This is a genomic window from Arthrobacter stackebrandtii (genome assembly GCF_017876675.1).
GTDB classification, from domain to species: Bacteria; Actinomycetota; Actinomycetes; order Actinomycetales; family Micrococcaceae; genus Specibacter; species Specibacter stackebrandtii.
The window spans coordinates 3,892,575-3,904,333 of record NZ_JAGIOI010000001.1 but is presented as its reverse complement, the minus strand read 5'-3'; the positions used below and the strand labels follow the sequence as shown (position 1 = coordinate 3,904,333).

Annotated in this window: 7 protein-coding genes and 2 pseudogenes; 5 read left to right on the top strand and 4 right to left on the bottom strand. The window is 64.2% G+C overall.

What is annotated here, in order from left to right; translation table 11 throughout:
- The gene (locus JOF48_RS17075; RefSeq protein WP_209682688.1) at positions 1-1,353 is read right to left on the bottom strand and encodes an acetyl-CoA C-acetyltransferase; all 1,353 of its coding nucleotides are present in this window, start codon (positions 1,351-1,353) and stop codon (positions 1-3) included.
- A gap of 65 nt (positions 1,354-1,418) precedes the next feature.
- On the opposite strand from JOF48_RS17075, the gene JOF48_RS17070 reads away from it, so the two are divergent.
- The gene (locus tag JOF48_RS17070) at positions 1,419-2,147 is read left to right on the top strand and encodes a TetR/AcrR family transcriptional regulator (RefSeq protein WP_342591288.1); all 729 of its coding nucleotides are present in this window, start codon (positions 1,419-1,421) and stop codon (positions 2,145-2,147) included.
- An 85-nt stretch (positions 2,148-2,232) separates the two neighbouring features.
- On the top strand, positions 2,233-4,305 hold the full coding sequence (locus JOF48_RS17065; protein ID WP_209682686.1) for an acyl-CoA dehydrogenase family protein: 2,073 nt from the start codon (positions 2,233-2,235) through the stop codon (positions 4,303-4,305).
- Positions 4,306-4,670: 365 nt separating this feature from the next.
- On the opposite strand, the gene JOF48_RS17060 is transcribed toward JOF48_RS17065, so the two are convergent.
- Both JOF48_RS17060 and JOF48_RS20220 read right to left on the bottom strand, forming a co-directional pair.
- Complete coding sequence (locus JOF48_RS17060) at positions 4,671-5,321, bottom strand: hypothetical protein (protein WP_245346592.1); 651 nt, start codon at positions 5,319-5,321, stop codon at positions 4,671-4,673.
- A gap of 268 nt (positions 5,322-5,589) precedes the next feature.
- Positions 5,590-6,240 (bottom strand): annotated as a pseudogene (locus tag JOF48_RS20220) (DUF6318 family protein).
- A gap of 443 nt (positions 6,241-6,683) precedes the next feature.
- Between JOF48_RS20220 and JOF48_RS20215 the strand changes: the two are divergent.
- Positions 6,684-7,544: pseudogene (locus tag JOF48_RS20215) on the top strand (DUF222 domain-containing protein); the annotation flags it as partial.
- Between the two features lie 638 nt (positions 7,545-8,182).
- Positions 8,183-8,920 carry an HNH endonuclease signature motif containing protein gene (locus tag JOF48_RS20210; RefSeq protein ID WP_425353746.1) on the top strand — a complete coding sequence of 246 codons (738 nt, stop codon included), beginning with the start codon at positions 8,183-8,185 and terminating at the stop codon, positions 8,918-8,920.
- A gap of 115 nt (positions 8,921-9,035) precedes the next feature.
- Here JOF48_RS20210 and glgA read toward each other — a convergent pair whose 3' ends face one another.
- Positions 9,036-10,235, bottom strand: a complete 1,200-nt coding sequence (gene glgA, locus JOF48_RS17050) for a glycogen synthase (RefSeq protein ID WP_209682680.1) — start codon at positions 10,233-10,235, stop codon at positions 9,036-9,038.
- Between the two features lie 99 nt (positions 10,236-10,334).
- Here glgA and glgC point away from each other — a divergent pair, with 99 nt between their 5' ends.
- Complete coding sequence (glgC, locus tag JOF48_RS17045; protein ID WP_209682676.1) at positions 10,335-11,750, top strand: glucose-1-phosphate adenylyltransferase; 1,416 nt, start codon at positions 10,335-10,337, stop codon at positions 11,748-11,750.
- The last annotated feature ends 9 nt before the right edge of the window (positions 11,751-11,759 follow it).

Here is an 11,759-nt window from a genome sequence, read left to right as displayed (position 1 = left end):
TCACCGTGCTTCCAGGATGGCGACGACGCCCTGGCCGCCGGCGGCGCAGACGGAGATCAGCCCGCGCGCCGGGCGGCCGTCGACAGTGCCGCGTTCGTGCAGCATCTTGGCGAGGGTGGCCACGAGCCGTCCGCCGGTTGCTGCGAAGGGGTGCCCGGCTGCAAGGGAGGAGCCGTTGACGTTGAGCCTGCTGCGGTCGACCGTGCCGAACGCCCCGTCCAGTCCCAGGCGGGTTTTGCCGAATTCCTCGTCCTCCCAGGCGGCGAGGGTGCTCAGCACGGTGCCGGCGAAGGCCTCGTGGATTTCAAAGTAGTCAATGTCATCCAGCGTCAGGCCGTTGCGGGCCAGCAGGCGGGGAACTGCGAACGCGGGAGCCATGAGCAGCCCGTCCTTGCCGTGGACAAAGTCGACGGCGGCGGCTTCTCCGTCCACCACATCGGCAAGGATCGGAAGGTCGCGGGCCGTGGCCCATTCTTCCGAGGCCAGCAGGACGGTGGAAGCGCCGTCGGTCAGCGGGGTGGAGTTGCCGGCCGTCATGGTCGCGCCCTCGCCGAGGGACTTGCCGAAGGCGGGCTTGAGCTTGGCCAGCTTCTCCATGGACGAGTCCGCACGAAGGTTGGAGTCGCGGCTGAGGCCCCGGAACGGCGTGATCAGGTCGTCAAAGAAATGCCGGTCATAGGCGGCGGCAAGATTCTTGTGGCTGGCCAGGGCCAGTTCGTCCTGGGCCTCGCGGGTGATGTTCCACTGCGCTGTGGTCAATGCCTGGTGCTCGCCCATGGACAGGCCGGTACGCGGTTCGCCCGTGGTGGGTGCGTTGGGCGTGAGGTCCTTGGGGCGGATGCGCGAAATGATCTTCGCCTTCTGCCCTGCAGTCTTGGCACGGCTGAGGTCCAGCAGGATGGTGCGCAGGCCCTCGCTGACGGCGATGGGGGCGTCCGAGGCGGAGTCGACGCCGCCGGCAATGGCGGAGTCGATCTGGCCCAGCTTGATCTTGTTGGACAGCCCGATTACGGCTTCCATGCCGGTGGCGCACGCCTGCTGGAGGTCGTAGGCCGGTGTCGTGGCGGCAAGCGCAGAGCCCAGCACAGCCTCCCGGGCCAGGTTGAAATCGCGGGAGTGCTTCAGGACAGCGCCCGCGGCAACCTCGCCGATTTCCTCGCCGGCCAAGCCAAAGCGGGCAACAAGTCCGTCCAGTGCGGCGGTCAGCATGTCCTGGTTGGAGGAGTGCGTGTAGGCGCCGCCCGAACGGGCGAAGGGGATGCGGTTGCCACCCACCACCACGGCTTTGCGCGGGGCGGGGCTGGCGGACGGTGCAGGCGTGGTGGCCTGGACTGCGGATGTGGGCGTGGTCATAAGGCATTCTCCTCTGGGAATCACTTTTGTAACTGATACTCAGCGTACCTGATACGCTGAGTATCGTGAACACGCCAGGGCGCGGGCCAAGCCAACCGCCAACCATCCAGGACCAGCCTCGGGGCAACCCCCTTGCGCAAGCCACCTCCCTCCCCGCTGTTGACGGGCGTTCGGCGAGGTGGGAAACGCACCGCGAGGAACGCCGTCGCGCCTTGATCAAGGCCACCCGGCGCGCCATCCACCGCCTCGGCCCGGAAGCCTCCATGGAGGACATCGCAGTCACCGCGGGAACCTCCAAGTCCGTCTTCTACCGGTACTTCGGCGACAAGTCGGGACTGCGGCAGGCGGTGGGCGCCGTCGTGATCCGGCAAATGCAGGACACCATCGCGGCTGCACGACAGGGCGCCACGGACCCGCGCGCCGGAGTGACGGCCATGGTGGCCGCGTACCTGCAGATGGCGCAGACCTCACCCAACGTCTACTTCTTCGCGACGACGCCCACGGAAGGCGACGCCCGCACATCCGGGGAACTCATCGGGTTCTTCGATTCCGTGACCCAAATGATCACCGACCCGCTGCGGCACCTGCTGGGCGCGCCGGAGTCGGCACTGCTGGACTATTGGCCGACGGCGGCAATCGGCATGGTGCGCACGGCCGGGGAACTGTGGTTGCAGACGCCGGAGAATCCGGCAAAGCCGCATTCCCAGGCCATGGCCGAGCAGATCGCTGCATGGCTGTTCGACGGCGTGGGCAGGCTGGTGGCCGCGGGCGGCGCACCCGGTCCCGAGCAGTAACCGCAGTTCCGGCACCACCGGCGTTTCAGCAATGGCAAGACCAAGATTTCGCAACAGATTCAAATTTCGCAACAGAAGGATAATCATGACCAACACAATGACCCCTGTTTCGTCCGTGGCCGGCAGCGACGCCGGCGTCGACACTGCCCAGCTCGGTGAGCTGCTGCTTGGCCGCTGGGCCGAGGTGCGCCTGGCCGCCCGCAAACTGGCCGGGCGGCCGGAGCTGCACAAGGTCGAAGGCCTGGGCCACGTGGAGCACCGTGAGCGTGTCCTCCAGCAGCTCGGCATCCTCGTTGAGGCAAACGGCGTGCACCGCGCCTTCCCCGAACGCCTGGGCGGCACCAACGACCACGGCGGCAATGTTGCCGGCTTTGAGGAGCTGGTCATCGCCGACCCGTCCCTGCAGATCAAGGGCGGCGTGCAGTGGGGCCTGTTCGGCTCCGCCGTGCTGCACCTGGGCAACGAGGAGCACCAGGACAAGTGGCTGCCGGGCATCATGGACCTGTCCATCCCGGGCGCGTTCGCCATGACGGAAATCGGGCACGGCTCCGACGTCGCCTCAATCGGCACCACCGCCACTTATGACGCCGAAACGCAGGAGTTCGTTATCAACACCCCGTTCCGGGCCGCGTGGAAGGAGTTCCTCGGCAATGCCGCCGTGCACGGTGTTGCCGCCGTGGTCTTTGCCCAGCTCATCACCAAGGGCGTCAACCACGGCGTCCACGCGTTCTATGTTGACCTGCGCAACCCGGAAACCATGGAGTTCCTGCCCGGAATCGAAGGACTGGATGACGGCATCAAGGGTGGCCTGAACGGCATCGACAACGGCCGCCTGGCCTTCCACAATGTGCGCATCCCCCGCACCAACCTTCTGAACCGCTACGGCGATGTGGCGGTCGACGGCAGCTACAGCTCCCCCATCGCGAGCCCCGGCCGCCGCTTCTTCACCATGCTCGGCACCCTGGTACAGGGGCGCGTCTCGCTCAACGGTGCAGCGGTGGCAGCATCCAAAGTGGCCTTGAAGATCGCCATCCAGTACGCCACGGAGCGCCGCCAGTTCAATGCCGCCTCGGATACGGAGGAAGTGGTGCTGCTGGACTACCAGCGCCACCAGCGCCGCCTGCTGCCGCTGCTGGCCACCACGTATGCCGCCGCCTTTGCGCATGAGGAACTGCTCGTAAAGTTTGACGACGTCTTCTCGGGTGCGCATGACACCGACGAGGACCGGCAGGACCTGGAAACCCTGGCCGCGGCGCTGAAGTCGGTCACGACCTGGCACGCACTGGACACGCTGCAGGAATGCCGCGAAGCGTGCGGCGGCGCCGGCTTCATGGTGGGCAACCGCTTCACTTCGCTGCGCGCGGACCTGGACATCTACGCAACTTTCGAGGGCGACAACACCGTGCTCCTCCAGCTCGTGGCCAAGCGCCTGCTGGCCGACTACAGCAAGGAACTCCGCAACCTGGACTTCGGCGTGCTGGCCCGCTTTGTGGCCGGCCAGGCCGCCGACCTGACCCTGAACAAGACCGGCCTGCGCCAGGTTGCACAGTTTGTCACCGATACCGGATCCGCCCAGAAGTCCGCCAGGGCACTGAAGGATGAGGACACCCAGCGCCAGATGCTGACCGAGCGCGTCCAGACCATGGTGGCGGACGTGGCCGGTGCCCTGAAGGAGGCGGCAAAGATGCCCAAGGACAAGGGCGCCGCGATCTTCAATGACAACCAGAATGACCTGATCGAGGCTGCCCGTGCACACGCCGAACTGCTGCAGTGGGAAGCGTTCACGGCCGCCCTGGGCCGCGTTGACGACGCGGGCACCAAGCGCGTGCTGACCCGCCTGCGCGACCTGTTCGGCTTGGGCCTGATTGAGAAGCACCTCGACTGGTACCTCATGAACGGCCGCATCTCCATGCAGCGCGCCCGCACCCTGTCCCCCTACATCAACCGAGTCCTGGCCAAACTGCGCCCCCACGCGCTGGACCTCGTTGATGCGTTTGGCTACGGTCCCGAGCACCTCCGCGCCCCCATTGCCTCCGGCATTGAGCGCGAGCGGCAGGACGAGGCCCGCGAGTACTACCGTGCCCTGCGCGCCAGCTCCGATGCACCGGTCGACGAGAAGGTGCTCATCGCCCAGGCGAAGGCTGCCTCCAAAAAGTAGCTCCCTCTACTCCTATAGCACGACGGCGGGAGGTCACCTTGATGAATCAAAGGTGGCCTCAACCTCGTAGCGTCCTTGCACGTCGCTTTCAAGGGAGGTCGTCACGGACTGAATGGGTTGGCGCCCGCCTTCGACCCAGCCGCCGAGCTGGTGGAGGTTCACGGAACCTGGGACAGTTCCAGGCAAGCCTGGCAGTCATGGTTGCTTCTTCCCTGACCCCGTCGCAGCATTGGTCGCTTTTCCCCTGACCCTGTCGCAGCATTGGTCGCTTTTTCCCTGTCCCCGGCGCAGCATTGCACCGCTCTGGTTTCTGGGCGTGCGTATGCATGATCTCTGGCGGCGTGAAGATCCTTGGCGCGCCGTGGTTAGCAGCCGATGCCGTTGGGGTTTTCGAAGCAGTTGTCGGCGTAGAGGTTGATTTGTGCGCGCCAGACCTTGATCCAGAGCGGGGCTGAGGGGATGTTGCCTTGGCCGGGGATGGGCAGTTCGGGGCCGCCGTTGACGGTGTAGGTGCCGTTGAAGTGGGTGGTGAGGTTGATGTATTTTTCGCCGGTTTCGGTGTAGACGTGGCTGGTTCGTGTTTGTTCGCCGATGCGGTCTTCGTGCAGGGGTGCGCCGTGGACGTCGGTGGGGCCGAAGAGGGTGCCGTCGCCGTAGTCCCAGGTGTAGGCGGCCGGGGTGGCGGTGATGGTGACGGCCTGGCCCAGGAGGTTCAGTTGGAAGTTTTGGGTGGCGGCTTCTGCCCAGACGTTGGTTTCCCTGCCGCGCAGGGTGTGCGGGCCGGGCTGGGAACCAATCACCGCCGGGGCGATGGGCACTTGTTGGAACTCATGGGTGATCTGCCCGGCAATCTCCGCCAGAACATCGACGGGCCTTTCTTTGCCATAGACGCAAACGGGACCATCGAAGAATGTCCAGACCGGCGGGCTCTTGGTGGAGTCCGCGAAATACCAGTAGATGACATCGCCTGGCGCGCCATCCGGGCTTCCCTTGCCAGCCGTACAATCGGGTATCACGATCCGACATTGAGGGAAATCAATGATGTCGCCGTCAGTGCAGGCAACGCGCGCCTCACATATATACGGGTCAATCGAATCACTAATAGGCGCAGCAACATAGGTATCTTCTGATCCTGGGATCAACGATACGGCTGCGGTTTCAATGCCTGGATCGGTCCAAACGGGCGTTTCAAGAGATGTTTCATCCGCAATCGAACTCGATGGACCAATTAGCATCAAGGCGACAGCACTTGCGACCACAATGACAGCCCTGAGTATGAGCGGCCTAATCATGACCCTTGCTACCTTGCATGTGAAGTACGTTGTTGGCAGTCCACGTACCCGACTCATAGGTAGCAAACATTACGTCTTTGACTGTGGGCGTGGCGCCTTTGTCCTCCGCTAGCGTCCCATCCCCATGGAAATACTTGACTGGGTTCTGACGAACCGTGGCGACGGCCTGATATATGCCGTCATCAGTCGAAGCGAATGACGATGCAGTGTCAATGACGATCATTTGCCCTCCGACGATCTACCGCCCTTCCTCATGCCACGCAACAGCGGCCTTAGTCATGACTGAGCAAATGGGACATCCCGTACCCGTAATATCCGTCATGGGTTTAGTGTCACCGGTTTCGAATGCGTAGCCGAGGGTGGAGTACCAATATTCAGTGAAGGCCATGAGTCCTTCCTTGCTGAATTCCTTGGCCTTGTCGGGCAGTACCGGCACGGGGACGTTTTCGGCCGGCCCCTGGTCTGTAGCGGGCTTATACACCGCAGGGGCCGCGGTGGTCGGCGGCGGAGCGGTGCTTTCTACCGGCGCCGAAGTAGCCGCACCGGTGCTGCTTGAAGGGGTCGCCGTTGGTGGGGTGGAACATCCGACCAAGGCCAAAACACCTGCAATCAGGGCCGCGGCAACCAAGACGGCTCGCCCCATTGCACTCCGCGCGCCGTCTCGGCCGCGGCCGTTAGATGGCCCACGGCAGTCTGCACCACTCCCAGGCAGCTGGCCTTCTGTGGGTGCACCCTGCGCGTAGGCGGTCGTAAAGTTCGGCCCGGTCATAGCGGTCCCCCATAAGTCGTTATGAGTGGCAGACATCTACAGTGACGCCTGTCGCTAGCAGTCATCCCAAAATACACTCAGTGCCAAAAACCTGCCATAAGTTATCCACAACCTTGTCCAAGAGGACAACGCCAGACTCCAGCGACCCAACCTTGCACCGCAAAGCTTGGCCAGACGGGCCGTCCGGTGCGGACAGACGGTCGAACAAGAGCCGCACCCGAGTGGTTGTTCCTCCACAGGGGCCCTTGCCGGGTGGGTTGTCCCCACCAGCACCAATGTCCAACTACCTTGTCAGAGGCCTGTATTAGAATGAATGTATGAGGACGACGGCGATGGGGCCTGAAGAAACGGACCCCACCACAGTGGCAGGACCGGCCGGTGACAGGGTGCACCGGCTCCTGGACCATGCCGCCGACCTCGCCACGATGGCCGCCCCGACCACCACACCCCCGGACTGGGCCCAATCCCCCGACACCGGCGGTTTGCCCGGCGGCGGGGATGACCCGTTCGCCGCGGCCGCGTTCGGGGTCGACCCGGGCGCGTTCACCGACGCCGAGTGCGTCGCCTGGGCCCGCGCCGTGGAGGAAGTCACCCGCCTCGCCCAGGCCCTGGCGATCCAGGCCGCGGCGGAACTGGACCGGCGCGTGGCCGCCGGCCGCTTCACCGCCACCGGGGCGAAAAACACCACGGACCTGCTCGAACTAACCCTGCACCTGGCCCGCGGGGACGCCTACCGGCGCATCCTCCTCGCCGAAGAACTCCTGCCCAGAATCGATGGCATCAGCGGCGCGGAAACCCCGACGGCCCACCCGGAACTGGGCACCGCCCTGGCTGACGGGACCATCAACACCGACCAAGCCCACACCGTGCTCGGCTTCCTCCAAGAAGCCGACCGGCTCGCCGCCAACGGACGCATCAACCCCGACATTCCCGAGGCCATCGAACACGACCTCACCACCACCGCCACCACCCACGGCCCCGCCGACCTGCGCGCCCTGGGTCAACGCATCATGGCCAACCTGGATCCCGACGGCAGCAAACCCTCCACCGCCGACCTGCACGCCAAACAAGGACTGTTCTTCCGCAAACCCCGCCGCGGACTCATCGGCATCTACGGCCACTGCACCATCGAACAATACGAACACATCATGGCCACCATCAGCCACGCCACCAACCCCAACCACCACAAAGACATCAACACCACCAACAACGGTGACAACAACAGCGACCGCACCAACGGCACCGGCACCGGCACCAGCACCAGCGGCGGCGGAGACAACAACACCACCGACCACGGCACCGGCGGCGGCAGTGACTCGGTCATGGACGGCCAGGGAAACCTGCTCGACCACCTCGCCACCACCACCCACTACCTCAACACCCCTGCCGACAACAGCGGCACCGATGGCGCCGACAGCGACGGATCCACCGGCACCCCTCACGACAGCACCGAGACCAGCAAAGGTGCCCGGACCGGTGACAGCACCGGCAACGGCCGCGCCCCCGCCACCAGCACCGGCAGCGGCAGCGGCAGCGGCAGCCAGCCACCCGGCCGCGGCACACCACCAGCCACGACCACCGGGCACGACCCGGAACAGGACCCCCACCAAGGCACAGGACAGGACCCTGCCCACGACCCGGGACCGGACACCGGCAGCCACGATGCAGGATTCAAGGATCCCGAGGACGATCAGCAGGATGCCGGGCCGGCCGGCGGAGACGGGTTTGGGCCGGGCTGGTACGGCGGCAGGCTCGGCGATGACACCCGCCCCGACGATGACGATTCGGCCGGGGACGGGCACGAACCCATCCCGCCCTGGCCCCACCTCATCGACGGCATCCCAATCCCGGAACCCGGCAGCAACCAAGAACTCCCCGGCCTGGACACCACCGACCCCACCACCGCCCCGGCCGCCAGAGACGAACGCACCCACGGACAAAAACTCCTCGACGGACTCGTCTCCAGCCTCAAGCTCGCCTCCCGCGCCAACACCCTGCCAGTCAACGGCGGCCTAAAATCCCAACTCATCATCACCTGCAGCGAAGCAGACCTCACCCGCACCGACGGCACCGGCACCGCCTACACCACCCACTCCGGCCCCATGCCCCTCTCCCTGTTCAACACCACCCTCTGCGACCCCGACATCACCCGCCTCACCTACGGGCAAGGCCAAACCATCATCAACGCCGGCCGCACCCAACGCCTCTTCACCCCCCCCTCCAACACAAACTCCTCTACTCCCGCGACCTCGGCTGCACCTTCCCCGGCTGCCAAGCCCCCGCCACCCACTGCGAAGCCCACCACATCACCCCCTGGCAACACGGAGGAGAAACCAATCTCAACAACGCCGCCCTGCTCTGCAGCCGCCACCACACCCTGCTCCACAACAGCCAATGGACCCTCCAACTCATCACCGGCACCCCCTACTACACACCCCCACCCACCATCGATCCCACCCAAACACCCCTGCGCAACACCTACCACCACGGCCTCAACAACCCCACACCACCAACACCCACCAACACCACCCCCAACAACCACGACCAACGGTAAACACCCACCCAACTGGGCCACCTCAGCCGAAATGCAGACAGCAAAAAACCAGCCGCCACCAATTCATGGTGACGGCTGGTTTATTGTTGCGACGGCTGAAGCCAGCCAAGAATGCCTACTGCGGCAGGACGCTCTGGTACACGTCGAGGGTCTGTTCAACAATTGATTCCCAGGAGAATAAGTCGGTGGCGCGCTGGCGCCCCTTCTCCCCCATGGCCCGGGCCCGGGCGGGGTCGTTGACAACCTCGATCATTGCGGCAGCAAAGTCGGCCACAAACTTCTCCGGATCCAACGGAGTTCCGGTGCCGTCACTGACCTGCTCCAGCGGAACGAGCAAACCGGTTTCACCGTGGGCGACCACTTCAGGGATGCCGCCCGTTGCGCTGGCGACGACTGCCGCGCCGCAGGCCATGGCCTCAAGGTTCACGATCCCGAGGGGCTCGTAGATGGACGGGCATGCGAAGACCGTTGCATGACTGAGCACCTGGATCAGCTCAGCCCGCGGCAGCATCCGCTCAATGACAATCACACCGTCGCGCTGGGCCTTGAGCCCCTCAATCAGCTCGTTGACCTCGGCACCCAGAGCAGGCGTGTCTGCGGCACCGGCACACAGTACGAGCTGCACCTCCGGAGGAAGGGAGGCCGCCGCCTTCAAAAGGTACGGCACACCCTTCTGGCGCGTCACGCGGCCAACCCACACAACGCTGGGACGGTCAGGGTCAATCCCAAGGGAACGCACGACGTCGTCCTTCTCATCGCGCTGCCAGGCGGCCACGTCAATGCCGTTGTGGATTACCTTGACCTTGGCAGGGTCCACATCCGGGTAGCTGCGCAGGATGTCCTTGCGCATGCCGTCGGAGACCGCGATGATCGCAGCAGCGCCTTCGTAGGCGGTTTTCTCCACCCACGACGAGACAGCGTAGCCGCCGCCAAGCTGTTCAGCCTTCCAGGGACGCAGGGGCTCCAGGCTGTGGGCGCTGAGCACATGCGGAATGCCGTGGAGAAGCGACGCTATGTGGCCGGCCATGTTGGCGTACCAGGTGTGCGAATGAACCAGATCGGAGCCGGCGATCGCGGACACCATCTGCAGATCGACGCCCATAGTCTGGACTGCCGCATTGGCATTGTCAAGTTCGGGAAGATTTTGGTACGACATGACTTCCGCGCCATGAAAATTCGTCAAACGTTCATTTCCAAAAGCATGAACGCGCAACTCTGCCCGGCTGGCCAAGACACGGCTGAGCTCGGCCACATGCACGCCGGCTCCCCCGTAAATCTCGGGCGGAAACTCTTTCGTCACAATATCTATACGCACAGTCTCAAGGTAGTCTGTCGGAACACATTTGTTCTAGTGTGAAGTTGTTGTGACCGTTATCGGGGGACAACAAAGTGCATCAACGAAGCTGTCGGAGGTTTGATCATGTCAGTAAAGAAAGTTCTGGCGATCGTGTTGGCAGGCGGTGAGGGCAAGAGGTTGATGCCCTTGACAGCGGACCGCGCAAAACCTGCTGTTCCATTCGCAGGATTCCGGTTGGTCGATTTCGCATTGTCCAACCTGGCAAACTCGGGATATTTCAAAATTGTGGTGCTGACCCAGTACAAGTCGCACAGCCTGGACCGCCACATTTCAGAGACATGGCGGATGTCCACCCAACTGGGCAACTACGTCGCGTCGGTGCCGGCCCAGCAGCGCCGCGGCAAGAGTTGGTTCCTTGGCAGCGCCAATGCCATCTACCAGTCAATGAACCTGATCGGGGACGCCGAGCCGGACATTGTGGTGGTGGTCGGTGCCGATCACGTATACCGGATGGACTTTGAACAAATGGTTCAGAGCCATATCAATTCAGGTGCACGGGCCACGGTCGCAGCGGTTCGGCAGCCACTGGATATGGCAAACCAGTTTGGCGTCATCGAGGTCGACGGCGATCCGGTCGCCGGTGCGGTCGGCGCACACAAGATTGCGGCGTTCGTTGAGAAGCCGGATTCCACCCCCGGCCTGGCAGACGCCCCCGATCAGTTCCTGGCATCCATGGGCAACTACGTCTTTGACACGGATGCGCTGGTCGAGGCCCTCGAGCTGGACGCAGTAAACAACGACACGAAAAATGACATGGGCGGGGACATCATCCCCTACTTTGTGAACCGCGGCGAAGCCTTTGTCTACGACTTCTCCACCAACGACATCCCGGACGCCACAGACCGCGACCGCAACTACTGGCGCGATGTGGGCACGCTCGACTCCTACTACGACGCACACATGGACCTGATCTCGCCGGTGCCCATCTTCAACCTCTACAACAGGGCCTGGCCGATCTTCACCAGGAACACCACCTCGCCGCCGGCCAAGTTTGTCCGGGGTGAGCAGAACTCGGTGGGCGCGGCGCTGGACTCGATTGTCGCCCCCGGCGTCGTGGTCTCCGGAGGTGTCGTGGAAAATTCCGTGCTCTCGAACGATGTCTACATCGGCGCCGGTGCACGCGTGCAGGCATCTGTCCTCCTCGACAAGGTCACGATTGGCCCGGGTGCCGTTGTGCGCCGCGCCATCATCGACAAAAACGTGAAGGTGCCCGCAGGGGCGACCATCGGCGTCGACCCGGACCTTGACCGGGCCCGGGGATTCACCATCACCGAGTCGGGCCTGACCGTCCTCAGCAAGGGCCAGGTGGTCTCGCCGCCGGATGAGCGAGAGATCGAGCTGGCACGGGCGGCTGCGGCCGAACTCCCGGAAGCGCTGGCCACGGCGGTGGAACGGGACCAGCTTGCCCAGGAAACCGTTGACAAGATCGTGGAGAACCAGGTCAAGGTCGTCAACTCGGTGACGGGCGGCTAATGCCCGCGG

What these genes read in the sequence shown, in the direction of transcription:
- JOF48_RS17075 (WP_209682688.1), bottom strand. Translation starts at nt 1,353, where the DNA reads ATGACCACGCCCACATCCGCAGTCCAGGCCACCACGCCTGCACCGTCC.
- JOF48_RS17065 (WP_209682686.1), top strand. Translation starts at nt 2,233, where the DNA reads ATGACCAACACAATGACCCCTGTTTCGTCCGTGGCCGGCAGCGACGCC.